Origin of the sequence: Streptomyces sp. PT12, assembly GCF_003311645.1 — a bacterium.
In the GTDB taxonomy this organism is placed as follows: Bacteria; Actinomycetota; Actinomycetes; order Streptomycetales; family Streptomycetaceae; genus Streptomyces.
In genome coordinates this window covers 190629-216231 of sequence record NZ_QEST01000079.1, presented here as the reverse complement: position 1 = coordinate 216231, position 25603 = coordinate 190629, and the positions used below count along the sequence as shown (strand labels likewise).

Below are 25603 nucleotides of genomic sequence, written 5' to 3'. Positions count from 1 at the left end.
CACTCAGCGCCCGCCGAGGGCGCGATACCGATCCGCGAGCTGGCGTGCGCCGGTGTCCGTGAGGGCGCCATGGAGGCGCAGCCGCCCGATGCCGCCGTCGGGGAACACGTCGAGCCTGGCGTGCGTGGCGGGTGGCACGCCGTTCAGGACGAAGCGGTGCACCGCGTCGGGGAGCAGCGGGGTGCGCGGCAGCACCTCGGTCCAGGCGTCGCCGTCCCCGACCGACAGGGACGCCCAGCCCGGCGCGTTGCCCTTGTAGGTGCCGGTGTCGATCTCGACGGCGCGGACGGTGGCCTCCCCCGCGAGCCGGTAGCGCAGCCAGTCGTGGCCCGCGTCGCGGCGGCGGCGGGTCTCCCAGCCCTCGTCCATCGTGCGGGGCCGCCCGGGGTGGGTGGTGTGGACGGGCGGGGAGTAGAAGCGGTCGGACGCGTCCTCGGCGAGGCCGCCGTTCTCCAGCGCGAGCAGGTCGAACGTGCCGAGCGCGGCCAGCCACGCCGGATCGGGAACGGCCTCGCCGTGCGCGCGCAGCCTGGCCACGCCGCCGTCGGGGTACTGGGCGAGGCGGAGGTGGGTAAGGCGGCGTTCGACGGCGACGTCGAAGGCGTTCGCGGCGTGGCCGCCGACCTCGGTGCGCGGGACCAGCTCGGTCCAGTCGTCGCCCTCGGGATCGTCGGTGCCGTGCACGGCGACGGCGTGCGGGTGGTTGCCCCTGAAGTGGGCGGTGTCCACGACGATGCCGCGCACGACGCCGGGCGCGCCGAGCCGGATGAGCGCCCAGTCGAACGCGCCGGGCGCGGGGTGGGGCTCGTCGGGGGACGTCCCGCGCCGCCGCCTGGTCTCCCAGCCGTCCATGATCTTGCCCTTGTGCCCGAACGCCGCGGGGTCGAAGACGGGGCGCCCCGGCAGCAGAAGATTCTCGCGCTCGGCGAAGAACTCGTCGCTCGCGGCCACGACCGAGCCGCCCACGCGCCGGTCGGCGAGGTCGGGCAGGGCGGTGAACGGCACGTCGGCGGGGTCGGGGGCGCGGTGGTCGGCGTAGGGGTCGCCGCCTGAGTAGGGCTGGGCCGGTCCGGTGAAGACGGTGGTCACGGGCGGGCGGTCCTCTCGTTCGGGAGCCGGGCGCGGGTCAGGCGCCACGTGCGATCAACCGCCCCGCGCGGCCCGTGACGTCGCCGTCCTCGGCGACGAGCGCCCCGCGCAGCCAGGTGGCGCGGACGACGCCGTGCAGGGTGCGGCCCGCGTAGGCGGTGACGGGGTTGCGGTGGTGGAGGGCGGTGGGGTCGACGGTGAAGGTGGCCTCGGGGTCGAGAACGGCGAAGTCGGCGTCGTTGCCCGGAGCGATGGCGCCCTTGCGGTCCAGGCCCGCGAGCCGCGCGGGCCCCGTGGACATCCAGCGGGCGACGTCGGCGAGGGTGTGGCCGCGGCGGCGGGCGGCGGTCCAGACGGCGGGGAGGCCGAGCTGGAGCGACGCGATGCCGCCCCAGGCCGCGCCGAAGTCGGGGACCTTGAGGTCGGCGGTGCAGGGCGAGTGGTCGGAGACGACGCAGTCGAGGGTGCCGTCGGCGAGCGCGGCCCACAGGGCGTCCTGGTTCGCGGCCTCCCTGATGGGCGGGCAGCACTTGAACTCGGTAGCGCCGTCCGGGACTTCCTCGGCGGTGAGGGTGAGGAAGTGCGGACAGGTCTCGGCGGTGACGCGCACGCCCGACGCCTTGGCCTCGGCGATGAGCGGCAGCGCGCCGGCCGCGGACAGGTGGAGGATGTGGACGCGGGCGTCGAGGCGCCTGGCGAGGTCGATCAGGGGGGCGATGGCCTCGGTCTCGGCGGCGGGCGGCCGGGAGGCGAGGAAGTCCGCGTAACGGCGGCTGCCCTGGGGGGAGGGCGCGGCGGCCAGGTGGCCAGGGTCCTCGGCGTGCACGATCAGCAGCCCGTCGAACGCGGCGATCTCGCCCAGCGCGGTGGCCAGTTGGGCGTGGTCGAGCTCGGGGAACTCCTCGACGCCCGAGGGCGAGAGAAAGCACTTGAAGCCGAAGACGCCCTCGGCGTGCAGGGGGGCGAGCTCCGCGGCGTTGCCGGGGATAGCGCCGCCCCAGAAGCCGAGGTCCACATGGGTGGCCTCGCGCGCGGCCCGGCGTTTGACCTCCAGGTGGGCGGGTGTGGTGGTGGGCGGGACGCTGTTGAGCGGCATGTCGAGGACGGTGGTGACGCCGCCGGCGGCGGCGGCGCGGGTGGCGGTGGCGAAGCCCTCCCACTCGGCGCGGCCCGGGTCGTTGATGTGGACATGGGTGTCGACAAGCCCGGGCAGCAGGGCGTCGGTGCCGAGGTCGAGGTCGAGGGCGCCCTCGGGCGCCGGGGCGTCGCGCGGGAGGACGGCGGCGACGCGGCCGCCCGCGACGGCGACGGCCGCGGGGCGCTGGCCCTCGGGCGTGATGACGCGCGTGGAACGGATCAGCAGCTCAGCGTCGGTCAACGGGACGCTCCCTTCCGCGTCGACGCCCTGGCGGCTCCAACACGCTGGTGAAGTGGTCCGGACCGATCGTGGGCCGACCCGGACGGAACGTCAAGGTCCGCCCGGTAGGCTGCCCGGCAACCGCCCGAAAGGAACGTGACGTGCCACCGTCCGATGTGCGCAAGCCCGCTGCCAACGGCGGCGGCGTCCAGTCCCTTGAGCGCGCCTTCGCGCTGCTGGAGCACATGGCGGACGCCGGTGGCGAGACGGGGCTGAGCGAGCTGGCCACCAGCAGCGGGCTGCCGCTCCCGACGATCCACCGGCTGATGAGGACGCTGGTGGCCTGCGGTTATGTGCGGCAGCAGCCCAACAGGAGGTATGCGCTTGGGCCGCGGCTGATCCGGCTCGGGGAGTCCGCCGCGCGCCCCCTGGCCACCTGGGCGCGCCCCCACCTGGCGCGGCTGGTCGAGGCGACGGGCGAGACGGCGAACATGGCGCTGCTCGACGGCGACGACGTGGTGTATGTGGCGCAGGTGCCCTCGCGTCACTCGATGCGGATGTTCACCGAGGTGGGCCGCAGGGTGCTGCCGCACTCGACGGGCGTGGGCAAGGCGTTGCTCGCTGGCCTGGCCGACCACGACGTGCGGGCGCTGCTGCGCAGGACGGGGATGCCCGCGGCGACCGAGCGGACGATCACGACGCCCGACGCGTTCCTCCTGGCCCTCGCCGAGGTGCGGGAGCGCGGCTTCGCGGTGGACGACAACGAGCAGGAGATAGGCGTGCGATGCATCGCCGTCCGGGTCCCCGAGTCGGCCACCGCCGCGGCGATCTCGGTCTCGGGTCCCGCGGGGCGGGTGACGGACGCGGCCACCGAGAAGATGGTGCCGCTGCTCAAGGAGGTGGCCCGCGATCTGTCGCTTGCGCTCGCCGGGGCGCGGGCGGACGGGCGCGGATGAGCGGGGCCCCCGTCGTCGCGGGGCTGCTGCTGGCCGCCGGGGGCGGGCGGCGGCTCGGAGGGCGGGCAAAGGCGCTGTTGCGCAACGGGGGCGTGCTGTTCGTGGAGCGCGCCGCCGACGCGCTGCGCGCGGCGGGGTGCGCGCCGGTGCATGTGGTGCTCGGCGCGGCCGAGGACGAGGTGCGCGCGCGGGCGCGGCTCGACGGGTGCGCGCTGGTGTCCCATCCGGGCTGGGAGTCGGGCATGGGGTCGTCGCTGCGCGCGGGGCTCGCGTCGCTGCCGCCCGAGGTGGACGCGGCACTGGTGGCGCTCGTCGACCAGCCGGGGATCGGCGAGGAGGCGATGGCGCGGGTGCGGGGCGCGTTCGTGTCGCGGGAGACGCTGGCCGCGGCGGTGTACGAGGGGCGGCGCGGCCATCCGGTGCTGCTCGGCGCGGCGCACTTCGCCGGGGTCGCGCGCGAGGCGCGGGGTGATCAGGGGGCGCGGGGGTACCTGCGGGGGCGGGAGATCGCTCTGGTCGAGTGCGGGGATGTCGCGACGCCCGCGGACATCGACGAGCCCGGCGATCTCGCCGGGCTCTCCTAGCCTTCATTGATCTTCCATCATGAGGAAACTAATATCCACTTTCAGCTCCACAGTCACCGCACCGCACCCGTTCGTGAAGTCCCGCCGTCCGTCCGGCCGAAGGAGTGACCGTTCATGTCCGCCGTCAGCGTCGAAGCACCGAAGATCCTGCCCCGGCAGGAAGAGGTGCTGACCGAAGAGGCGCTCGCCTTCCTGGCCGAGCTGCACGAGCTGTTCACGCCGCGCCGCGACGAGCTGCTGCTGGCACGGGCCAGGCGGCGGCGCGAGATCGCCGAGACCGGCAGGCTCGACTTCCTGCCCGACACCGCGCACATCAGGGAGGGCGAGTGGCGCGTCGCCCCCGCGCCCCCCGCGCTTCAGGACCGGCGCGTGGAGATCACGGGCCCGACCGACCGCAAGATGACCGTCAACGCCCTCAACTCCGGCGCCCGCGTCTGGCTCGCCGACTTCGAGGACGCCTCATCCCCCACGTGGGAGAACGTGATCGGCGGCCAGCTCAACCTCGCGGACGCGTTCCGCCGCCGCATCGACTTCACCGACGAGCGCGGCAAGCACTACGCGCTGCGCCCCGACGCCGAGCTGGCCACCGCCGTGATGCGCCCGCGCGGCTGGCACCTGGACGAGCGCCACCTCAAGGTCGGCGGGCGCGCGGTGCCGGGCGCGCTGGTGGACTTCGGCCTGTACTTCTTCCACAACGCCAGGCGGCTGCGCGAGATCGGCAAGGGCCCGTACTTCTACCTGGCCAAGCTGGAGTCGCACCACGAGGCGCGGCTGTGGAACGACGTGTTCGTCTTCGCGCAGCGCGCGCTCGGCGTCCCCCAGGGCACGGTCAGGGCGACGGTGCTGATCGAGACGATCACGGCGGCGTTCGAGATGGAGGAGATCCTGTACGAGCTGCGCGAGCACGCCTCGGGGCTGAACGCGGGCCGCTGGGACTACCTGTTCTCCATCGTGAAGAACTTCCGCGACGGCGGCGAGAAGTTCGTGCTGCCCGACCGCAACTCCGTGACGATGACCGCGCCGTTCATGCGCGCCTACACCGAGCTGCTGGTCCGCACGTGCCACAAGCGGGGCGCGCACGCGATCGGCGGGATGGCGGCGTTCATCCCGTCCCGCGACGCCAAGGTCAACACCCTGGCCTTTCAAAGGGTGAAGTCCGACAAGGACCGCGAGGCGGGCGACGGGTTCGACGGCTCGTGGGTGGCGCACCCTGGGCTTGTGCCGGTGGCGCGCGAGTCGTTCGACGCGGTGCTCGGGGAGCGCCCGCACCAGAAGGACCGGCTGCGCGAGGACGTCCATGTGACCGCGGACGAGCTGCTTGCGGTGGACACCACGGGCGCGCGCCCGACGTGCGATGGCCTGCGCAACGCCATCCAGGTCGGCACCCGCTACCTCCAGTCGTGGCTGGCGGGGCGGGGCGCGGTGGCGGTGTTCAACCTGATGGAGGACGTCGCCACCGCCGAGATCTCGCGCTCGCAGATCTGGCAGTGGATCAACGCCGAGGTGGTGCTCGCCGACACCGGGGAGCGCGTGACGCGCGACCTCGTGCGCCGCGTCGCCGCCGACCAGCTGGTGGTGATCCGCGACGAGGTGGGTGAGGACGCCTTCGTCTCGGGCGACTGGCAGCGGGCGTTCGACCTGCTGCTGCACCTGTCGCTCGAAGAGGACTATGTGGACTTCCTCACCCTGCCCGCCTACGACCTGCTGCCCTGAGGGCCCCTCACGCGGTGACCGTGACCGGGTGGCGGACCACGGCACCGAAGAGATAGCCCTGCTCGTTGAAGACGGAGCGCTCCGGCTGGGTGGTGCCCGCGCTGTCGGTGGCGCGGGCCAGCAGCTCGGCCGGGCCAGGCTCGGTCGGGGTCCACTCGGCCGACCAGCGCACCCAGCCGCCCTCGCGCGGCGCGTCGAGCAGCCGCACGCGCCGCCACCCCGCGCCGCCGTCCGTGCTGATCTCGACGCGCCGCACGCTGCCGCCACCCGACCATGAGCGGCCGGTCAGCCGGTGGGTGCGGTGGGCGGCGAACGAGGCGCCCGCGTCGAGCTCGAACGCGCTCTTGACCGTCTGCCGGGTCAGCGGCTCGCTGCCCTCGGGCGGGAAGTCGGGGCCGAAGAGGCGGTAGAGGTCGGTGTTCCACGGCGAGTAGAGCGGCTGGCGCGACACCTCGATGTCGCCGACCCACTTGATCGAGGCGATGCCCGCCCAGGAGGGCACCAGCACACGCACCGGGTGGCCGTGGTCGGGCGGCAGCGGCTCGCCGTTCATCTCGTACGCGAGCAGCACGTCGTCAAGCGCCTTGGCCAGCGGCAGCGGGCGGCGGATCCCGCCGAGGTTGACGCCGCCCGAGACGAAGTCGGCGTCGAGGCCGCGCGGCATCACGTCCACGGCGTCCCGGCGCAGCCCGGCGCGGCGCAGCACCTCGGAGAGCCGGACGCCGCGCCAGCGCGCGACGCCGATGGCGCCGAGCGTCCAGGCGGTGCCCGAGACGGTCTCGCCCTGCTGGGTCGTGTAGTGGCTGCGGCCGTTCCCCGCGCACTCGACGAACGCCGACCGCTCGGTGGCGGGCAGCGCGCGCAGGTCGTCGAGGCCGAACTCCGCGTCGCCGCGCAGCCCGTCGCCCCACAGCGTCAGCCGCCAGTCGTCGGCGTCGATGGCGGGCGTGGCGGTGTGGTTGCGCACGAAGAACAGCTCGGCGGGGGTGTGGTAGCCGGTGCCGCGCAGGGCTGACCACCGGGTCTCGGCGTTGGTGCCGCGCACCGTGAACTGATCGGCGGGCAGCGGCTTGACGATGCCGGGCGCGGGGTCCGGGTCGTCGGCGGCGCCTGCGGCGTGGGCGGCGCCGCCGCCCACGGCGGTCAACGCCCCGGCAGCGGCGAGGAGTCTCAGCAGGTCACGGCGGTCGATGCCCTCGGCGCGCGCGATGCCGGAGCGCCACTGGCCACGGCGCACGCGATCGTATGCCCTCTCATCGGTCGTCATGCGCCCGATCTTGCTCGGCGCCGGGCGGCAACTCTATTGCCGCACATTGAGAGGCCGTGAACATTCGCCCCGCGCCCGGGCCGCGGCGCAGCGCCCGCCCCGCCGCGGCCCGTCGCGACGGCCCCACCATGGCACGGGCGCGCGTCGTGGCGCGCGGCGGCGGTGGAGTTGCCGACCGGTCACATGGCCAGGCGTTCGGACTGGGCGCGGGCCTCCTTCGCCAGCGTGCGCTCGTCCGCCGTCGTCAGACGGCCCGACTCCACGATCGGGGTGCCGCCCACCAGGGAGAGGGTCACGGGGGCCGGGGGGCCGAAGACCAGGGCCGCCACGGGGTCGGCGATCGTCGAGTGGCCAAGGCCCGTGAGGTCCCACAGGACCACATCCGCCAGCTTGCCCGGCTCAAGGGAGCCGATCTCCGCCTCGCGGCCCAGCACCCGCGCGCCGCCCCTGGTGGCGAGGCGCAGGGACGCGCGGGCGTCCAGGGCGTTCTCGCGGTGCGGGCCGAGGCGGCTGACCAGCAGGGCGTTGCGCAGCTCGGTGTGCAGCTCGCCCGACTCGTTCGACGCCGTGCCGTCCACGCCGAGGCCCACGGGAACGCCCGCCGCGAGCAGGTCGGGGACGCGGGCGATCCCCGCGGCCAGGCGGGCGTTGGACGACGGGCAGTGCGCCACCCCGGTGCCCGTGCGGGCGAAGGCCGCGATGTCGTCGTCGGTCATGTGCACGCAGTGCGCCATCCACACGTCGTCGCCCAGCCACCCCGTGGACTCGAAGTAGGCGGTGGGGCCCATGCCGAAGCGCTCATGGCAGAAGCGCTCCTCCTCGACCGTCTCCGAGCCGTGCGTGTGCAGCCGCACGCCCAGGCGCCTGGCCAGCGCGGCCGCCTCGCGCATCAGCTCGGTGGTGACCGAGAACGGCGAGCAGGGCGCGACCGCGACATGGAGCATCGAGCCGAACGACGGGTCGTGGTGGTCGAGCACCGCGCGCTCCGTGGCGCGCAGCGCGTCCTCGGTGCTCTCCACCGCCGAGTCGGGCGGCAGGCCGCCGTCGGATGCGCCCAGGTCCATCGAGCCCCTGGTGGCCGTGAAGCGCACGCCGAGCTCCCGCGCGGCGCGGATCTCCGCGCCCAGCAGGTCGCCCGCACCGCGCGGGAAGACATAGTGGTGGTCCATCGCCGTGGTGACGCCGCCGCGCGCCATCATCGCGAGCGAGGCGCGGGCCGCCGCGTGGACCATGGGCTCGTCGATGCGGGCCCACACGGGGTAGAGGGTGGTGAGCCAGTCGAAGAGGTTGGCGTTCTGCGCGAGGCCCCGGGTGAGCCACTGGTAGAAGTGGTGGTGCGTGTTGACCAGGCCCGGGGTGGCCAGGTGGCCCGAGGCGTCGACGCGGCGGGTGACGCCCTCGAGCCCCGCGGGCGCGGGCCCGGCGCCGACCGACTCGACGCGGTCGCCCGCGATCACCAAGTGGCCCGAGGCATGCTCCGTTCCGACGGAGTCAACGGTCGCGATGGCGCAGTTCTCGATCAGCAGGCGAGACACCTCGGTCACCGCAGGCCACCGCCGGTCAGGTCGGCGGGGATGCGGGCATCGGAGCCGTCGCGCAGCACGGTGGCCTCGATGAGGCCGTAGGGGCGGTCGGCGGCCTGGTAGACGGCGCCGTCGCCGGGCTCGTTCGTCAGCCCGAAGGGGGTGAGATCGACGAGGAAGTGATGCTTGTTCGGCAGCGAGAGCCGTATCTCCTCGACGCCCGGCAGCTGGTCGATGACGCGGGAGCCCATCGTGTACAGCGTCTGCTGGAGGGAGCGCGAGTACGTCCCGGCGAACGCCTCGAGCAGGTGGGTGCGCGCCGCCCGGTAGGAGGCGTCCCACTCCCCCACCTCGTCAGGGGGCTCGCCGTCCTCGTGGCGCCACACGGCGGTGACGTCGGTGGCCAGCACGCGGTCGTCGGTCTCGGGGAGCGTCGTCCAGCCGTCCTTGAGATACCCGCGGAACTCCGAGCCGGTGGAGTTGAGCACCGTCAGGCCCGTGAGCCCGGACAGGATCTCCCAGCTGTCGCCCGCCACGCGTTCGAACGTGACCTGCGCGGTGCGCGTCTCGCCGCCGGCGCGGACGAACGAGTGCGCGGCGTCGCCCGGCGTCGCGATGCGCTCCCACGCGTGGACGGCGAGGCGGACGCGGGCCCGGTGGATCGTCGGCTGCGAGGTGACGAAGTGGCGCGCGAGCCTGGCACCGAACGCCTCGGGCGCGCCGATGCCGTGCTCGCGGGCGAACGCGTACACGGTGTTCTTCATCGTGTCGGTGGGCAGCACGGCGGCGTTGGAGCCCGAGAGGTGCACCGCGGCCATCTCGCCCGAGAGGGCGACCGAGACGGTGAGGTCCTCGATGTGGTGGACCGCGCCGTCGCGGGCGACCCGGACGACGCGGGTCTCGGCCTTGCCGTACTGGTTGGGTCCTAGCAGGGTCACGCGGTCAGCTCCCTCGGTAGACGGAGTACCCGAACGGGCTGAGCAGCAGCGGCACATGGTAGTGCTCGCCGGGGACGACCGAGAAGACGACCGCGGCCTCGGGGAAGAACGCGGCGTCCGCCCCTTCGCCGGGCCCCGAGGGCCCCGCGAGATAGGGCTCGACGGCGAACGTCAGCCGGGCGAGCGCGGTGTCGCCCGGCAGCGCGGGGAGCTGGGCGCAGCGGCCGTCCTCGTCGGTGAGCGAGGCCGCGTGCGCGACCCAGGGCCCGGCGGGCGCGGCGGCGGCCGAGAGGGTGACGGGGACGCCCGTGGCGGGGCGGCCGCGCGCGGTGTCGAGCACATGGGTGGAGACGGTGGCGGCCGACCCGACCAGCCGGGTCAGCCGGATGCGGTTGATCTTGCCAAGCTCGGCGCGGACGATCTCCCGTTCGGCGTCGGGGGAGTTGCCCAGGCGCAGGCGCAGCGCGTCGCGCAGCTGCTCGGCGGTCAGCCCCGTGGCGCAGATCAGGAAGACATGGCCGAAGCGGTCCTGGTAGGCGAGGTTGAGGGCGAGCATCTCGGCCTTGAGGTCGGCGGGGGCGCCCGCCATGCCCGCCTGCTCGCGCGCGGAGGCGGCGTCGCCGTCCTCGGGGCGGCCGATGGGCGGGTGGCCGCCGATCGCCTCGGCGAGGTCCTCGTCCGTCAGGGCGGCCGTCGCGGTGTCGTTGGCGACGAGAAGCGCCTCATGGCGCGCGAAGGGGCGCTCGGCGAGAACGCGCCTGCCCCAGGCGCTCGAAGCGCAGACCCGGCGCAGGGCGTGCCGCACCGCGCGCTCGTCGGCGCCGTTGAGCCAGGACAGGCCAGGCGTCGGACTGGGCGGCGGCCCCTGTTCCGCGGTCAACAGCTCTGCTCCATGGTCAACAGCTAAGCCGTGCGGCGCTTGATCGTCAACAGCTTGTTGACCGGTGGAGGGAGGCGCGGACCAGGGAACGGCCGCCTTCGAGCGCGTGGGATCCCGTCAGTGGCCGCCTGGCCAGCCGCACGGGAGCCTGTGGTGCGGCACGCCGAACAGCTCGACCGCCTTGCGCAGCTGGTGAACCCCCGGCGCCAGGGCGCTCACCGAGCCGATCGCCGCGGCGATCAGCAGCAGCGACTCGCCGAGCGCGCCCGTGTCGGGCACGCCGTCGGCCAGCGTGGCCTCGAGCGCCATGAGCTCACGCTCGGCGATCTCCCGGTCCGCGAGCCGCGCCGGATAGCCACGCAGATCCCCGCGCAGCCGGTCCAACGCCGTCCGCAGGGCCAGCAGGCGCGGATCCGACCCGATGGGCGGGACGCTCCGCACGATGTGGGCGGTCTCGGCTTCTCCTGCTGCCACTGGGCCCTCCCCTGCCGTCTTCGATGACGCCAACGCCGCGTCCGCCGCGCGTGGCCCGTCCGGTGGGACGGATCGTCCGGTCGGCGGACCGAACAAGGAAAGTAAATATCACTGTCCGCGCATCACGCCACACAGAGGGCGAGATCACGTGTCACGTTCCGGTGAACAGGACGAGTGAGGACGACAGTTCCAAGAACGGCCATCGTAGCCGTGCGGACTGGCCCACGGGTGGGGAAGACTGTGAGAATCCCGTCGAGAAGTTCCGTCCCTGGAGCGGCAGATGGCGAAAAGCGTGCTTGTCAGGTGCCCTGGCTGTCGACGAGAGCACACCTACGTCGAGCAGCGTTACCCATGCGCCTGCGGGGCCCCGCTCACCGTCCCCCTGCCGCGCGAGAGTTCACCCGTATCGGTGCGTTACCGCTCATGGGCGACGGCGTGGACCGAGGTGGAGTGTCCCTCGTGCGGGCACCACGGGCAGTGGCCGCAGCCGGAGTTCGACTGCGCGTGCGGCGTGACGGTGCGGCTGGCGGCCGGGGCGGCGGGGGCCGCCGGGCCGACCGCGGCGCCGGAGCGCGGGGAACGGCTGGAACGGGTGGAGCGCCCGCCGTTCCAGCCGCTGACGATCAGGACGTCGTACGACGCGGTGGCGTGCGCCGCGCAGTTCCTGCGGTGGCTCGGCTTCATCGGGGTGCGGGGCCTGGTGCCGCGCCCGGCGACCGGGATCGATCTGCGGGGCCCCACGATGCTCGGCCTCGTCAACGCGACGACGATGCCCGCGCGGTCGCGTGAGGTCGAGACCCTGTGGCTGCACGCCGCGCTCGAGTCGGCGTCGGCGGTCGCGTTCGCGCTCGCGGGGTTCGACCGGGGCTCGCGGTGCCAGGCCGACGGCCTGGGGCTGCCGTTGTTCGTGCTCGACCTGACGGGGCGGCCCCAGCCGGTGAACGAGCCCGCCGAGGCGCTGCTGCGGCGCGGCGCCGGTGACGCCGAGGCGTAGGAGGCGCGGCGCTCTCGGTGCCCCTACGGCGTGTGCTGGTGGATCGGGCGGGTCGAGTCGGTCAAAGGCGCTCCCGAGCCGCCGTGGGTGACGGCGACGATCTCCGCGGCGATCGACAGGGCCGTCTCCTGGGGCGTGCGGGCGCCGAGGTCGAGGCCGATCGGCGAGCGCAGCCTGGCGAGTTCGGCCTCGGTGCTGCCCGCGTCGCGCAGCCTCCGCAGCCGGTCCTCGTGGGTGCGGCGCGAGCCCATCGCGCCCACATAGGCGAGCGGGAGCCGCAGCGCCCTGGTGAGCACCGGCACGTCGAACCGCTCCTCGTGCGTGAGCACGCACACGGCGGTGCGGGGGTCGGAAGCCTGGGCGTCGAGGTAGCGGTGCGGCCAGTCCACGACGACCTCGTGGGCGGCGGGAAAGCGGGCGGGGGTGGTGAACACGGGGCGCGCGTCGCACACGGTCACGCGGTGGCCGAGGAACGCGCCCGCGGAGGCCAGGGCGGCGGCGAAGTCCACCGCGCCGAAGATCAGCAGCCGGGGCGGGGGAACGCTGACCTCGACGAAGAGCGTGAGGGGCGCCGCGCCGTCGACGGCGAGCGGCGCGGCGCCGGTCCGCCCCGCGGCCAGCGCCCTGGTGGCCTCGGCGACCGCCGCGCGGTCGAGCGCGTCGGCGCCGCCCAGCGTGCCGAAGGCGTCGCCGCCCGGCGTGACGAGCAGGGCGCCGACGGGCCCTTCGGGGCCCCCGGCGACGCGGACGAGCGCGGCCTCGGCGCGCGCGGCGGCGGCGTCGAGCGCGGCGGCGAGCGCGGGGCGCGCCGGCGCGTCGGCGGGGACGGGGGTGACCAGGACGTCGAGGGAGCCGCCGCATGTGAGCCCGGCGGCGAACGCGTCGCCGTCGTCGTACCCGAAGCTGCCGGTGCGCGGGACGCCGCTGTCCAGCGCCTCGCGGCACAGCTCGTAGACGGCCGCCTCCACGCAGCCGCCCGAGACGCTGCCAAGGGCGGTGCCGTCGGCGTCGACGGCAAGGGCGGCGCCCGGGGCCCTGGGGGCGCTGCCGTGCACGGCGGTCACGGTGGCCACGGCGAACGGGCGCCCGTCGTGGCACCAGGCGCGCAGGTCGGTGGCGATGTCGAACACGGTCGCCTCCCTCAGCCGACCAGGTGCTCGGGCCGCACGGGCACCCGGTGCAGGGCGCGTCCCGTGGCCCGCCTGATGGCGGCGACGACGGCGGGCGTCGCGGTGAGGGTGGGCGCCTCGCCGACGCCGCGCAGCCCGTAGGGGGCGTGTTCGTCGGCGAGTTCGAGGACGTCGACGGGCATCGCGGGGGTGTCGAGGATCGTGGGGATGAGGTAGTCGGTGAACGAGGGGTTGCGGATGCGCCCGTCGGGGCCGACCTGGATCTCCTCGAGCACGGCGAGCCCGAGGCCCTGGGTGGCGCCGCCGTGGATCTGGCCGACGACGGCGGCGGGGTTGACGGCCCGTCCCACGTCCTGCGCGGCGGCCAGCTCGACGACCTTGACCAGGCCGAGCTCGGTGTCCACCTCGACGACGGCGCGGTGCGCGCAGAACGCGTACTGCACATGCCCGAAGCCCTGGCCCGTCGTGAGGTCGAACGGCTGGGTGGGGCGGTGCCTGAACTCCAGCTCCAGGTCGACCGCTTCGCCGCCGAGCACGTCGACGAGGGCGGCCAGCACCTCGCCGTCCGCGGTGACGACCTTGCCGTCCGCGAGCCGCAGCGTGTGGCGTTCGCCCCAGCCGAACCGTTCGGCGCCCAGGCGCAGCACCTCGGCGCGCACCGCCTCGCAGGTGTTCTTGACGGCGCCGCCCGTCATATAGGTCTGCCGGGACGCGGACGTGGACCCCGCGGAGCCGACGCCGGTGTCGGCGGGCAGGATCGTGACCCGGGTGACACCAAGCTCGGTGCGGGCGATCTGGGCGTGCACGGTGACGCCGCCCTGGCCGACCTCCGCCATGGCCGTGTGGACGGTGGCCACGGGCTCGCCGCCGATGGCCTCGAGGCGGACGCGGGCGGTGGAGTAGTCGTCGAAGCCCTCGGAAAAGCCGACGTTCTTGACGCCGACGGCGTATCCGACGCCGCGGACCACGCCCTCGCCGTGGCCCGCGTTGGACAGGCCGCCCGGCAGGGCGCGCACATCGACGGTGCGCGCGCCCGTGGTGGGGTCGGTGGTCTCCCAGGCGCGCTCGGGCGGCAGCGGCCGGTCGCGGACGAGGCGCAGCAGCTCGGCCACGGGCGCGGGGGCGTCGATGACCTGGCCCGTGGGCATGGTGGAGCCCTGGCTGACGGCGTTGCGCCGCCGTAGCTCGACGGGGTCGACGCCGAGGGCGTCGGCGAGCTTGTCCATCTGCGACTCGTAGGCGAAGCACGCCTGGACGGCGCCGAAGCCGCGCATGGCGCCGCAGGGTGGGTTGTTGGTGTAGAGGGCGAGCGCCTCGACGTCCACGTGCTCGACCTCGTAGGGGCCGACGCCGAGCGACGCGGCGTTGCCGACGACGGCGGGCGACGAGGAGGCGTAGGCGCCGCCGTCGAGCACGATGCGGGCCCTGACGAAGACGAGGCGCCCTTCGCGCGTGGCGCCGTGCTCGTACGTCAGGGTCGCGGGGTGGCGGTGGACATGGCCGAAGAACGACTCGTGCCGGTTGTAGACGATCTTGACGGGGCGGCCCGTGCGCAGGGCGAGCAGGCACGCGTGGGCCTGCATCGACAGGTCCTCGCGGGCCCCGAACGCGCCGCCGACACCCGCGAGGGTCAGCCGCACCTTCTCGGGCGGCAGGCCGAGAACCGGCGCGAGCTGCCGCTGGTCGACGTGGAGCCACTGCGTGGCGATGTAGAGGTCGACTCCCCCGTCGTCGCCGGGGACGGCGAGCCCGGACTCGGGCCCGAGGAACGCCTGGTCCTGCATGCCGACGTCATAGGTGCCGGTGACCACGACGTCCGCGGTGGCGGCGGCAGCGGCGGCGTCGCCGCGCAGGACGGGCTGGCGGTGGACGATGTTGGGGTGGGCGACGTGCGCGGCGTGCCGGTCGGTGCGGCCGGGGTGGAGCACGGGCGCCCCTGGCGCCGTGGCGGACGCCTCGTCGTGGACCACGGGCAGCTCCTCGTAGTCCACGCGGATGCGCGCGGCGGCGCGGCGGGCGGTCTCGGGGTGGTCGGCGGCGACGAGGGCGACGGGCTCGCCCTGGTAGCGCACGATGTCGCGGGCCAGTACGGGCTGGTCCTCGATCTCCAGGCCGTAGTGGGTGGCGGCCGGCAGGTCGTCATGGGTGAGGACGGCGTGCACGCCGGGGAGCGCGAGCGCGTCGGAGACATCGACGCCGGTGATCCTGGCGTGGGCGTGGGGGCTGCGGAGGGTGTGGCCCCAGAGCATGTCCTCGTGCCACAGGTCGGACGAGTAGGCGAACTCGCCCGTCACCTTGAGCGTGCCGTCGGGGCGCGGCGCGGAGGTGCCGACGCCTCCGGTGTGGGACTGCTGGGTGGCGCGGGCGGGGGACGGGATCACGGGCATGGCGTCAACGCCCCTCAGCGGCCGGGGCGTCGGGGATCCCGGCCGGGCCGACGGCGGGCTCGGCGGGGGCGTCCGCGGTGCGGGCGGAGGCCAGCCGGACGGCGTCGATGATCGCCTCGTAGCCGGTGCAGCGGCAGAGGTTCCCCGACAGGGCCTCGCGGATGTCGGCGTCGGCTGGCCTGGGCTCGCGGGCCAGCAGCTCGTCCGCGGCCATCAGCAGGCCCGGGGTGCAGAAGCCGCACTGCACGGCGCCCGCGTCCAGGAACGCGCGCTGGAGCGCGCTCAGGCGCGGCGCGCCGTCCTCGCCCTCCGGCGCGAGGCCCTCGACGGTGGTGACCTCGGCGCCTTCGGCCTGGCCCGCGGCGACGAGGCAGGAGCACACGAGATCGCCGTCGAGGCGGACGGTGCAGGAGCCGCACTCGCCCTGCTCGCACGCGTTCTTGCTGCCGGGCAGGCCAAGTCGCTCGCGCAGCACGTAGAGAAGGCTCTCGCCGGGCCAGATGTCGTCGGCGGTGCGCGGATGGCCGTTGACGGTGAGGTTCAGGCGCACGAGGCGGCTCCTTGGGGTGCCGTGTAGGCGGACCAGGTCCAGTGCAGGGTGCGGCGGGCGAGGACGGCGACGGCGTGGCGGCGGTAGTCGGCGCTGCCGCGCACGTCGTCGATGGGGGCGCACGCGGACGCGGCGAGCTGGGCGAAACGGGCGGCGGCCGACGGCGTGACGGGCCTGCCGTGGTCCCAGTGGCCGCCCTCGTCGAGCACGCCGTTCAGGAACTCCTCGGCCGCGCGCGCCCGCACGGGGGTGGGCGCGGCCGAGCCGATGCCCGTCCGCACGGTGCGGGTGTGCGGGTGCAGGGCGAGGGAGAACGCGCAGACCGCGATCACCATGGCGTTGCGCGTGCCGACCTTGGCGAACTGCTGGGGGCCGCGCGCCGCCTCCACGTGGACCGCGCGGATCAGCTCGTCGTCGGCGAGGACGTTGCGCTTGGGCCCCGTGAAGAAGTCGTCGATCGGGATCAGGCGGCTGCCGCGCACCGACGCCGCCTCGACGCGCGCGCCCGCGGCGAGCAGCGCGGGGTGGGCGTCGCCCGCGGGGGACGCGGTGCCGAGGTTCCCGCCGACGCTGCCGCGGGCGCGGATCTGCGGGGAGCCGACGGTGTGCGCGGCCAGGGCGAGGGCGGGCAGCGGGGCGCCGAGCCGTTCGACGATGTCCCGGAAGGGGACGCGGGCGCCGAGGACCACCGTGTCGCCTTCGTCGGCGGTGTCCCAGGCGGCGAGGTCGCCCACGCGGCTGAGGTCGAGAAGGCGGGCGGGGCGGCGGAGGTCGAAGTTCAGCTCGACCATGAGGTCGGTGCCACCGGCCAGGGGAACGGCGTCGGGGTAGGCCGCCTTGGCGGCGAGCGCATCACGCCAGCTGGCCGGGCGGAGGAAGTCCATCAGGGGCACTCCTGCCTCGAAGGGTGCGCGGCGGTCCCCCAAGTACAGCCGGGGAGCGCCGCGCGTGGCAGTCACGGAACGGCCGAAGCGCCGCCCCGCGGTGACCCCCATTCTTGTAGATTCATACGAGGGAAGGGCACCAGCGACATCGGCGGACGGCATGCGACTGCGCACACTGCTGGAGACGACGTCCCTCGGCCTGCGCCTCCTCGGCGGCGAGGGGGCCGGGCTCGACCGGCCGGTGCGGGGCGTGATGACGACCGACCTGCGCGACCCGAGCCGCTATCTGCGCGGCGGTGAGCTGGTGCTGACCGGCCTGGCGTGGTGGCGGGGGCCCGAGGACTCCGAGCCGTTCGTGCGGATCCTGGTGGCGGCCGGGGTCGCGGGCCTGGCGGCGGGCGAGGCGGAGTTCGGCTCGGTGCCGGACGACCTGACGGCCGCGTGCGCGCGGCACCGGCTGCCGCTGTTCGCGGTGGCCGAGGAGGTCGGCTTCGCCGAGATCACCGAGCATGTGGTGCGGCGCGTGTCGAGCGAGCGGGCCGGGGACCTGGCGGCGGTCGTGGAGCGGCATCGGCGGCTGATGTCGGCCGGGGGCGGTGGGCCGCGCGCGGTGCTCGACCTGCTGGCCTCCGACCTCGACCTGGCGGCCTGGCTGATCTCCGCGACGGGGCGGCCCATAGCGGAGACGGGGCGCGGGGCGCTGCCCGCCGGGGCGGGCGGCGAGCTGGCCGTCAGGCGGCTGGCCGCGACGCGCGCGGGGCGCCCGGGGCCCTGGACGGGGCGCGTGGCCGGGACGGTGTACTCGGTCTTCCGGGTCAATGGCGCGGGCGGGATCGGCGCGGGGGCGCGAGGCCCGCTGTCGGACTGGCTGCTCGTGGTGCGGGCCGACGCGCGGGACTGGGCCGAGCAGCGGCTCGATCTGCTGGACGGCGTCGCGCGGTTGATCGCCGCGGAGCGCGACCGGGGCGACGCGGCGCGCTCGGTGCCGCGGCGCCTCGCGCGCGAGGTGCTCGACCTGCTGGGCGCGGGGGCGCCACCGGCGGAGGTGGAGGCGCGTCTGCGGGTGCTCGCGCCCGCGCTGAGCGACGTGGCGGCGCACGCCCCGCGCTGGCAGGTGGTGGCGGCGCGTGTGGAGGGCGTGGAGGAGTCGGCGGGCGACCTGCTCGATGAGCTGCTGGCGCCGTTCGCCGAGGTGGCGGTGGGTCAGGGCGGGGACGAGGCGGTGGCGCTCGTGCCGCTGTCGGCCGCCGACGGGCAGGAGCCGCTGTCCGCCGAGGCGGTGCTCGGGCCCGCGCGGCGCGTGCTCGACGGCGGCCTCGGTCCAGGGGGGCGGCTGACGCTCGGGGTGAGCGCGGCCGTTCCCTCGGCGGAGGGGCTGCGCGGCGCGTGGGAGGAGGCGCGGCACTCCCGTCGGGTGGCGGCGGCGCGCCAGGAGCGGGTGTCGGGCGCGGGTCACGAGGAGCTGGCGTCGCACGTGCTGCTGCTGCCGTTCGTCCCCGACGACGTGCGGGGGGCGTTCACGGCGCGGCTGCTCGAGCCGTTGCGCGCCTACGACCGGCGGCACGGGGCGGGGCTGATGGCGACGTTGGAGGCGTTTCTCGCGGCGGACGGCTCGTGGACGCGGTGCGCGGCGCGGCTGCACCTGCACGTCAACACGCTGCGGTACCGCGTCGGCCGCATCGAGCAGCTGACCGGGCGCGACCTGGGGCGCCTGGAGGACAAGGTGGACTTCTTCCTGGCGCTGCGGCTCGCGCGCCCGGAGCGCTGACACGTTCACGGCAGGCGGAGGCGGCCGGGGCGCGCGGCGCGGAGCCGGGCGAGCAGCAGGGTGAGCGCGGCGCCCGCCACCGCCCAGATCGCCAGCACCAGCACGGGCGTCGCGGTGGAGCGGCCGTCGAAGTAGGCGATGGAGCGCGCGGTCCACACGCCCGCGCCTGGGATCAGCGCCGGGCCGATGGCCTGCCAGAACGCGGGCAGCAGCGGATAGGGGAACGCGCCGCCCGCGCTGGGGTTGCCCAGCACGACCACCAGCAGGAGCGCGAGGCCGATGCCCGCGAGCCCGAAGAGGCCCTGGAGCGCAAACATCAGCGCGCCCGTCGCGAACACCACGAGCGCCCCCAGCGCGCCGAGCGCCGCGACGGACCCCGGCAGCGCGCCGAGGACGGGCCCGGCGATGACGGCGCCGCCGACGCCGCCGACCACCGCGTACCCCGCGAGGACCAGCAGGCGCGGCAGCGCGTGGCGCGTTCCCTCGGGGCGTGGCCCGAGCGTCAGGCCGAGCGCCGCCGCGCACAGGTAGCCGCCCACGCACCAGCCCACGACCAGATAGAACGACGACACGCCCCTGGGATCGCCGTCCGCCGTCGGCGCGACGTCGACGGTGCGAAGCGAACGCCCCTCCGCCTCACCGGCGCGGGCGACCACGGCAGTCAGCGCCTCGGAGAGCGCCGTGCCGCCGCCCGAGGCGACGAGCAGCGTGTCGGTCGTGCCCGCGCCGTCGACCAGCAGGGCGCCGTCGACGGCGCGGCGCTCGACCGCGCGGCGGGCCTCGGCCTCGTCGGCGGCGCGGTGGAGCGGGTCGAGGGGCGCGCCGGGGAGCGTGTCGAGGCGGCGCACCACCTCGGCGCGCGCGTCGTCGGGGGCGACGACGGCGAGCGGGATCCGGTCGGGCTCGGGGGCGTGCAGGGCGCCGACATAGGACAGCACGAAGGCGAGGTGCAGCAGGAGCACCCCGAGCACAAGCGCCGCGGTCCGGCCGATCGGCCCCGCCCGTTCCATAGCGGCATCGTGGGGCGCACGGGGGTGGTGGCGCACCCGGGACCGGGCCGTTCGGCTGAGGCGCGGCTACTTGTGAACTCGTTCACTCAGCCCTCTTGGCCAGGTGTGGCTCTCCGTGCTGAGATGCATCCACTTGACGATCAACGGCTCGCCGGGCGACGGCCCGACGAAGCGCTGGGGAGGGCGATGTGACGGAGACCGCCGTGCCGCATCCGGTCACGACCACGGGGGGAGCCGCGGCCCCGCCTCCGGCGCGGGAGCGTGCGGGGGCCAGGGACACGGCGGTGTGGCGGCTGCGGTCGCGCGGGTGTTGGGAGGACGCGGCGGCGCTGCTGGCGGCGTCGGCGGCGACGGAGCCGGCGGCGGCGCTGCTGCGGGCCGAACTCCTCGTCGAACGCTGCATGTACACATCCGACGGCTGGGGCCACGCGGAGGACGCGCTGCGGTCGGCCGAGGCGATGTCGCTCGACGACGAGGAACGGGGCGCCGCCGCGTGCGAGCGCGGCTATCTCGCCTATGCCTCAACCGTGCTGCGGGTGCGCGACCGGGCCGACGAGGCGCGGGCCGCGCTGGGGCGGGCCGCCGCGCTGCTGGCCCCCGAGTCGCCCTCGCGGGCGCTGCTCGACTTCAGGCGGGGGCTGATGACGGAGCTGGTGAGCGGCACGGGGCAGGCGGCCGAGGCGGGGTTCAGGCGCGCCCACAACCTGGCGCTGAGCCAGGGCGACACGCTGCTCGCGTCGTCCACGTGGCGGCACCTGGCGACGGTCGCGCGGGAGGCGGGCGAGGTCGCTGAGGCGCGCGAGGGGTTCGCGGAGTCGCTGCGGCTGCGCGAGGAGGCGGGGTTCCTCGTCGGGATCGCGCCCGCGCTGGTCGCGCTGGCCGAGGTCTCGCCTGACCCCGACGCCGCACGGCTGCGGGCCGAGGCATCGCGCCTGTTCCGCCTGCTGGGCGCCGTCCCCCGCTGGCTCGCCCCCGAACTGGCCGGAGGGAACTGAACGTTGCCTCCCGGGGGAGCGGCGGCCGCGTTCACGGGCGTGCGGCGCGGAACGGCGCGGCTCCTGGCGCCGGGGGCCGGGGGAACTCAGGGGTGGCCGGGGGTTCTCGGGGCGGGGCCCGTGAGGTGTTCGCGGGCGAGGTGTTCCGCGGCCTTCAGGTCGCCCGTGTGGAGGGCGTCAAGCAGGGCGGTGTGCTCCAGGGCGTCGGCCAGCAGCTCGGTCGGCCCCGGGAGCGGGGCGCGCGCGGCGGGGCCCTGCGCCTTGCGGTGCAAGTCCTCGGCTACCTTGACCAGTTGGCGGTTCCCCGTGAGCGTGAGCAGCGCCCGGTGGAAGAGGCGGTCGGCCTCGGCGTAGGCGGCCCGGTCGCCGACCGAGGCCGCGGTGACGGTCGCCTCGGCGAGCGGCCGCAGCTCGTCCCACCGCTCGGGCGGCAGCGTGCGGGCCAGGCGCAGCACCGCGGGCACCTCGAGGGCCACGCGCACCTCGGCCAGCTCGGCCAGCTCGCGGGGGCCGCGGCCCGCGACGCGGAAGCCCCGGTTGGGCACGGTCTCCACCGCGCCCTCGCTCGCGAGCCGCTGCATCGCCTCGCGCACCGGGGTGGCCGAGACGCCATAGCGCTCGGCGAGCGCGGGCGCCGAGTACGTCTCCCCCGGGGCGAGCTCACCGCTGGCCAGGGCATCGCGCAGGGCCGCGAGGACCTGGGCGCGGACGGAGTGGCGCTCCGGCAGCGAACGGGGTCTGCGAGGGAGGGGCGGCCGGTCAGCCGCCGAGGCAGTGCTCACCCCGCTCGCGGCCACCGATATGGCCGATTCCGATCGGGTGGACTCCATCTGTCCGCTCCGTCTTCTCTAGCGCCCGAATCAGCATGGTTCCGACACCTATGGCCAGACCTTAGGCCGACTTGGCGGCACAGCAAACCCCTATCCCTGACCGGATCCTTGATCAGATAAGGTAAGCCTTACCTGTCCGAGGCCGCCCCGAGCCGCTCCGAAGCAAGATTGTTCGGTGACCCATGACCGTGCCCGTGCTCGCCCCCACCACCCCGCTCACATCGGCGTTCACACGGATCACCGAGGTGCTGCCCTCGCTGCGGATCAGCGAGGAGGCTCCACGACGCGGGGACGGCTGGCTGGGCGGGGACGAACTCGCGGCGGGCGGGGCGGCGTTGGACACCCTGCTGGCCTGGGACGACGAGAGTATCGCGGCCGACTACGGCCAGCGCGCACGCCCTGACGTCGTGGCCGGATTCGCGCTGCACCGCTACGCGTGGCCCGTGGCCGTCCTGTTCACCGTGCCCCACTTCCTGCTGCGCCGTGTGCCGCTCCTCGCCCCCGGGGACGTCTCGTTCCACCGCGGCGAGCACCGGATGACGGTGCGGCCTGGCGCGTTCGCGTGCCTGGCCGACGATCCGGCGGCCGACCACCCAGACGCCAGGCCCGTCGCGGACGAGGAGGCGCTGCGCGCCGCGGTGCGCAGGGCCGCCGCGGACCATCTGGGGCCCGTGCTCGCGGCGTTCGGGCCGCGGATGCGGCGCGGGCCGCGCGCGCTGTGGGGCACGGCGACGGACGAGCTGGTCGAGGCGCTGTGGTACGTCGGGAGCCTGCTCGGCGAGGAGGAGCGCGCCGTCGCGGAGGCGGGCGAGCTGCTGCCGGGCGCGCTCACGCCGTACACGCGGGGGGCTTCGTTCCGCGAGCTGACCGGGCCCGACGGCGAGGCGCTGCGGACGCGGGACCGGGCGAGCTGCTGCATGTTCTACACGCTGCGCCCCGAGGACACGTGTGTGACGTGCCCGCGCACGTGTGACGGCGAACGGGTCGGCAGGCTGGCCGCAGGCTGATAACAGATCACCCAAGCACCCGCACAACTCTCCCTGTAATACCACTCGTTGGTGTGATTACGACCGAAATTCGCCTACCGGCGGCTCCGGTAGCATCATGATGCTCGCGGAGGCACAGCCACCACGAAATCACCACAGGCGCCCGCGAATCCGCCACACCCAAGCAGGGGGCACCCCATGAACTTCGCAGACATAGAACTCAACTGGGTGCTGGCGGCGGCCGTGCTGCTTGCCGGCTTCCTGGTGGCGGTGGCGCTGCTCACCAAGGGACGCAAGGCATCCACGGAAGGCGCCGACACCGACTCGTGGGAACGCCTCGAAGCGGCGAGGCGCAGGCGCGAACGCGTCTACGCCTCTGCCTCCTACATGCTCCTCTTCTGCTGCGCGGGCGTCGCCGCCGCGCTGTCGTTCCAGGGCCTGGTCGGCTTCGGCCGGGAGAACCTGAGCCTCTCGGGCGGCTGGGAGTACCTGGTGCCGTTCGGGCTCGACGGCGCGGCGATGTTCTGCGCGGTCATCGCCGTGCGCGAGGCCAGCCACGGCGACTCGTCGATGGGCTCGCGGATGCTGGTGTGGCTCTTCGCCGGTGCCGCCGCCTGGTTCAACTGGGTGCACGCGCCGCGCGGCGCCGCCCACGCCGGGGCCCCGCACTTCTTCGCCGGGATGTCGCTCTCGGCGGCCGTGCTGTTCGACCGGGCGCTCAAGCAGACCCGCAGGGCGGCGCTACGCGAGCAGGGCCTGGTGCCGAGGCCGCTGCCGCAGATCCGCTTCGTCCGCTGGCTGCGGGCGCCGCGCGAGACGTACGGCGCGTGGTCGCTCATGCTCCTTGAGAACGTCCGCACCCTCGACGAGGCCGTCGAGGAGGTCCGCGAGGAGCGGCGCAAGAAGGAGGACGAGCGCGAGCGGCGGCGTGAGCAGCGCAAGCTCGACCGCGTCAGGATCAAGGCGCTCAGCCGCCAGCACAAGATGCTCGGGCGCGGCAGCCAGGTCGAGGTCGCGGTGGCCCCTGCCGAGCCCGCCGCCCTCGAGCCCGCCAAGCAGCGGCGCCCACTCGACGCCGCCAGGGCGGAGGGCGACGACCCGCTCGACGGCGGGCGGCTCGACTCGCTCGAGGAGAAGCTGGCCCGGATCGAGCGGCAGTTCGGCTGACCGATCCGGGACCGGTGGCGTCAGCCGATGGCGTCACCCGATGGCGTCGACGGTGTCACCGAGGGCGTTCTCCGCGCGCGTTGTCAGGCCGCGAGGAGGACGCCCTCAAGTGTGAGCAGGTGGCGCTTGCGGTCGAGGCCGCCCGCGTAGCCGGTGAGCGAGCCGTTTGTCCCGACCACGCGGTGGCACGGGCGGACGATCGACAGGGGGTTGTGGCCCACCGCCCCGCCCACGGCGCGCGCCATGCGGGGCTCGAGCCCGGCCTGCTCGGTGAGCTGGGCATAGGTGACCGTCGTGCCATAGGGGATGCGGTCGATGGCCGCCCAGACCCTGCGGCGGAACGGCGTCCCCCCGGGCGCGAACCCGATGTCGAACGCCGTCAGCTCGCCCGCGAAGTACGCGTCGAACTGCTCGGCGACAGGCCGGAACGCCGCGTCGTCGCGCGCCCAGTCGGGGCCGACCGCCGGCGCGTACTTCTGCCCCGAGAGGGTCAGCCACGCGAGCGCGTCCGGCGCGGGCCCGGCGATCAGCAGGTCGCCGACGGGGCTGGGGTGGGTGGTGTACAGCATCAGTCCTTCTCCGGTCCGGTGCGGGGGTGGGGCGGGGCCGTCGCGGCCCACAGGTGGTGCAGAGCGTAGGAGCGCCAGGGCCGCCAGGCGGCGGATGCGGCCGGGTCGGCGCCGACGAGGCGCAGCCCCTGGCGCACGCCCGCGTCGCCCGGCAGGAAGACATCGGGGTCGCCGAGCGCCCGCATCCTGATGTAGCCAGCGGTCCAGGGCCCGATGCCGCGCAGCGCGAGCAGGGCGCGTTCGGCCTCGTCGCGGTCGGCGCCCGGCGAGAGCACCACGGCGCCGTCGGCGAGCGCGCCCGCCAGGGTGCGCAGGGTGGCGCGCCGTGACTCCGGCATGCCCAGCTCGGCGAGCGGGGCGTCGGCGAGCGCGGCGGGCTCGGGGAAGAGGTGCGTGAGCCCGCCCGTGGGCGCCGCGAGCGGCTTCCCATACGCCTCGACAAGCGCCCCCGCCAGGGCGCGGGCGGCGCCGACGGTGACCTGCTGGCCGAGCACGGCGCGCACGGCCAGCTCGTCGGCGGCGGCGGCGCCGGGCGAGCGCAGCCCGGGGCGAGCGGCGACCAGCGGGCCCAACACCGGGTCGGCGCCCAGGCGTTCGGCCACCGCATACGGGTCGGCGTCCAGGTCGAACAGCCTGCGCGTCCGCTGGACGGCGGCCGTCAGGTCCCTGGGGTCGGTCAGCAGGACGCGGCCTTCGAGCCAGCGGGCGCCCGCCGCCTCGGCGACCTCGGCGACGCCGGTGCCGTGCGGCAGCGCGAGCGAGCGGCGGTAGATCCTGGCGCCCGGCTCCCCCGTGACCTCCTCGATCCCGGCGATGGCGCGGCGCTGAAGGAAGTCGAAGACATGGCGCGCGTCATAGGCGCCGCGGTGGGCGAGCCGCAGGGGTATGCCGTGGCCGCCGCAGGACGCGGGCGCGCCCGAGCGGGCCCGCGGGGCGGTAGCGGCGGCGCGCAGCTCGCCAGGGGTGCGCGCATAGCCGGCGCGCATCGTGTCGTTGAACTGCCGCACGCTGGAGAACCCCGCCGCGAACGCCACCTGGGTGATCGGCAGATCGGTCGTCTGGAGCAGGATGCGGGCGGTGTGCTGGCGCTGCGAGCGGGCCAGCGCGACGGGGCCCGCGCCCAGCTCGGCGGTCAGCTGCCGCCGCACCTGCCTCGCGCTGTATCCGAGCCGCCGCGCGAGCCCGGGGACGCCCTCGCGGTCGACCACGCCGTCGGCGATCATCCGCATCGCGCGGCCGACGGCGTCCGCCCTGGCGTTCCACTCGGCCGACCCGGGCACGGCGTCGGGGCGGCAGCGGCGGCAGGCGCGGAAGCCCGCGGCCTGGGCCGCGGCGGCCGAGGGGTAGAACGTGACGTTGCGCCGCTTCGGGGTGGTCGCCGGGCAGCTGGGGCGGCAGTAGACGCCGGTGGTGCGGACGGCCGTGAAGAAGACGCCGTCGAAGCGCTCGTCGCGGCCGCGCACCGCCTCGTACCTGCTGTCATCGTCCATCACGCCGTCCAGTGTGCGCGCTGGCGAACGCGACGGCTGGCGGATTTCGGACGCGGGGGCTC

23 protein-coding genes are annotated in these 25603 nt (G+C 75.1%); 8 read left to right on the top strand and 15 right to left on the bottom strand.

Translation table 11 applies throughout. From position 1 onward, the window contains the following. Window positions 1–3: 3 nt before the first annotated feature. On the bottom strand, window positions 4–1089 hold the full coding sequence (gene alc, locus DEH69_RS07345) for an allantoicase (protein ID WP_113686059.1): 1086 nt from the start codon (window positions 1087–1089) through the stop codon (window positions 4–6). A 37-nt stretch (window positions 1090–1126) separates the two neighbouring features. Then, window positions 1127–2467 carry an allantoinase AllB gene (allB, locus tag DEH69_RS07340; protein WP_113686058.1) on the bottom strand — a complete coding sequence of 447 codons (1341 nt, stop codon included), beginning with the start codon at window positions 2465–2467 and terminating at the stop codon, window positions 1127–1129. Between the two features lie 140 nt (window positions 2468–2607). On the opposite strand from allB, the gene DEH69_RS07335 reads away from it, so the two are divergent. The 3 genes from DEH69_RS07335 (at window position 2608) to aceB (ending at window position 5699) form a co-directional block, all read left to right on the top strand. Next, on the top strand, window positions 2608–3402 hold the full coding sequence (locus DEH69_RS07335) for an IclR family transcriptional regulator (protein ID WP_113686057.1): 795 nt from the start codon (window positions 2608–2610) through the stop codon (window positions 3400–3402). Further along, window positions 3399–3986, top strand: a complete 588-nt coding sequence (locus DEH69_RS07330) for an NTP transferase domain-containing protein (protein WP_113686056.1) — start codon at window positions 3399–3401, stop codon at window positions 3984–3986. The genes DEH69_RS07335 and DEH69_RS07330 overlap by 4 nt, the downstream gene beginning before the upstream one ends. Before the next feature lie 114 nt (window positions 3987–4100). After that, window positions 4101–5699 (top strand): malate synthase A, encoded by a 1599-nt coding sequence (gene aceB, locus DEH69_RS07325; protein ID WP_113686055.1) that lies wholly within the window; start codon window positions 4101–4103, stop codon window positions 5697–5699. Between the two features lie 7 nt (window positions 5700–5706). Here aceB and DEH69_RS07320 read toward each other — a convergent pair whose 3' ends face one another. From DEH69_RS07320 to DEH69_RS07300, 5 genes are all read right to left on the bottom strand, one after another. Continuing rightward, window positions 5707–6966 (bottom strand): sulfite oxidase, encoded by a 1260-nt coding sequence (locus DEH69_RS07320; protein WP_113686054.1) that lies wholly within the window; start codon window positions 6964–6966, stop codon window positions 5707–5709. Window positions 6967–7145: 179 nt separating this feature from the next. Next, window positions 7146–8510, bottom strand: coding sequence for an 8-oxoguanine deaminase (locus tag DEH69_RS07315; RefSeq protein WP_113686053.1), 1365 nt, complete (start codon window positions 8508–8510; stop codon window positions 7146–7148). After that, window positions 8507–9427 carry a factor-independent urate hydroxylase gene (gene pucL / locus DEH69_RS07310; protein WP_113686052.1) on the bottom strand — a complete coding sequence of 307 codons (921 nt, stop codon included), beginning with the start codon at window positions 9425–9427 and terminating at the stop codon, window positions 8507–8509. Before pucL ends, DEH69_RS07315 begins: the two co-directional genes overlap by 4 nt. A 4-nt stretch (window positions 9428–9431) precedes the next feature. Beyond that, window positions 9432–10307: a 2-oxo-4-hydroxy-4-carboxy-5-ureidoimidazoline decarboxylase gene (gene uraD / locus DEH69_RS07305; RefSeq protein WP_181727303.1), complete on the bottom strand. Its 876-nt coding sequence runs from the start codon at window positions 10305–10307 to the stop codon at window positions 9432–9434. A 117-nt stretch (window positions 10308–10424) separates the two neighbouring features. Then, the gene (locus tag DEH69_RS07300; RefSeq protein WP_258534504.1) at window positions 10425–10781 is read right to left on the bottom strand and encodes a DUF5955 family protein; all 357 of its coding nucleotides are present in this window, start codon (window positions 10779–10781) and stop codon (window positions 10425–10427) included. Between the two features lie 409 nt (window positions 10782–11190). Between DEH69_RS07300 and DEH69_RS07295 the strand changes: the two genes are divergently transcribed. Then, complete coding sequence (locus tag DEH69_RS07295; RefSeq protein WP_309302765.1) at window positions 11191–11775, top strand: hypothetical protein; 585 nt, start codon at window positions 11191–11193, stop codon at window positions 11773–11775. 23 nt (window positions 11776–11798) lie between these two features. On the opposite strand, the gene DEH69_RS07290 is transcribed toward DEH69_RS07295, so the two are convergent. From DEH69_RS07290 to DEH69_RS07275, 4 genes are read right to left on the bottom strand one after another with little or no spacing between them, the layout of a single operon-like run. Next, complete coding sequence (locus tag DEH69_RS07290; protein ID WP_113686049.1) at window positions 11799–12905, bottom strand: XdhC family protein; 1107 nt, start codon at window positions 12903–12905, stop codon at window positions 11799–11801. An 11-nt stretch (window positions 12906–12916) separates the two neighbouring features. Then, a complete protein-coding gene (gene pucD / locus DEH69_RS07285; RefSeq protein ID WP_113686048.1) occupies window positions 12917–15292 on the bottom strand; it encodes a xanthine dehydrogenase subunit D in 2376 nt (791 codons plus the stop codon). A gap of 4 nt (window positions 15293–15296) precedes the next feature. After that, the gene (locus tag DEH69_RS07280) at window positions 15297–15842 is read right to left on the bottom strand and encodes a (2Fe-2S)-binding protein (RefSeq protein ID WP_113686047.1); all 546 of its coding nucleotides are present in this window, start codon (window positions 15840–15842) and stop codon (window positions 15297–15299) included. Beyond that, a complete protein-coding gene (locus tag DEH69_RS07275) occupies window positions 15833–16726 on the bottom strand; it encodes a xanthine dehydrogenase family protein subunit M (RefSeq protein WP_113686046.1) in 894 nt (297 codons plus the stop codon). Before DEH69_RS07275 ends, DEH69_RS07280 begins: the two co-directional genes overlap by 10 nt. Before the next feature lie 160 nt (window positions 16727–16886). On the opposite strand from DEH69_RS07275, the gene DEH69_RS07270 reads away from it, so the two are divergent. After that, entirely contained in the window at window positions 16887–18494 is a 1608-nt protein-coding gene (locus tag DEH69_RS07270; RefSeq protein WP_113686045.1) for a PucR family transcriptional regulator, read from the top strand. 5 nt (window positions 18495–18499) lie between these two features. Here the strand turns inward: DEH69_RS07270 and DEH69_RS07265 are convergent, their stop codons facing one another. Continuing rightward, window positions 18500–19504 carry a DUF3533 domain-containing protein gene (locus tag DEH69_RS07265; RefSeq protein ID WP_113686044.1) on the bottom strand — a complete coding sequence of 335 codons (1005 nt, stop codon included), beginning with the start codon at window positions 19502–19504 and terminating at the stop codon, window positions 18500–18502. A gap of 284 nt (window positions 19505–19788) precedes the next feature. Here DEH69_RS07265 and DEH69_RS07260 point away from each other — a divergent pair, with 284 nt between their 5' ends. Further along, complete coding sequence (locus tag DEH69_RS07260) at window positions 19789–20499, top strand: hypothetical protein (RefSeq protein ID WP_113686161.1); 711 nt, start codon at window positions 19789–19791, stop codon at window positions 20497–20499. A gap of 86 nt (window positions 20500–20585) precedes the next feature. On the opposite strand, the gene DEH69_RS07255 is transcribed toward DEH69_RS07260, so the two are convergent. Further along, complete coding sequence (locus DEH69_RS07255) at window positions 20586–21329, bottom strand: GntR family transcriptional regulator (protein WP_113686043.1); 744 nt, start codon at window positions 21327–21329, stop codon at window positions 20586–20588. Window positions 21330–21511: 182 nt separating this feature from the next. Between DEH69_RS07255 and DEH69_RS07250 the strand changes: the two genes are divergently transcribed. Both DEH69_RS07250 and DEH69_RS07245 read left to right on the top strand, forming a co-directional pair. Then, a complete protein-coding gene (locus DEH69_RS07250; RefSeq protein WP_113686042.1) occupies window positions 21512–22336 on the top strand; it encodes a (2Fe-2S)-binding protein in 825 nt (274 codons plus the stop codon). A gap of 177 nt (window positions 22337–22513) precedes the next feature. Continuing rightward, window positions 22514–23482 (top strand): DUF2637 domain-containing protein, encoded by a 969-nt coding sequence (locus DEH69_RS07245; protein ID WP_113686041.1) that lies wholly within the window; start codon window positions 22514–22516, stop codon window positions 23480–23482. A gap of 83 nt (window positions 23483–23565) precedes the next feature. Here DEH69_RS07245 and DEH69_RS07240 read toward each other — a convergent pair whose 3' ends face one another. Both DEH69_RS07240 and DEH69_RS07235 read right to left on the bottom strand, forming a co-directional pair. Next, window positions 23566–24051: a methylated-DNA--[protein]-cysteine S-methyltransferase gene (locus tag DEH69_RS07240; protein ID WP_113686040.1), complete on the bottom strand. Its 486-nt coding sequence runs from the start codon at window positions 24049–24051 to the stop codon at window positions 23566–23568. Continuing rightward, on the bottom strand, window positions 24051–25541 hold the full coding sequence (locus tag DEH69_RS07235) for a DNA-3-methyladenine glycosylase 2 family protein (protein WP_113686039.1): 1491 nt from the start codon (window positions 25539–25541) through the stop codon (window positions 24051–24053). Before DEH69_RS07235 ends, DEH69_RS07240 begins: the two co-directional genes overlap by 1 nt. Window positions 25542–25603 lie beyond the last annotated feature (62 nt).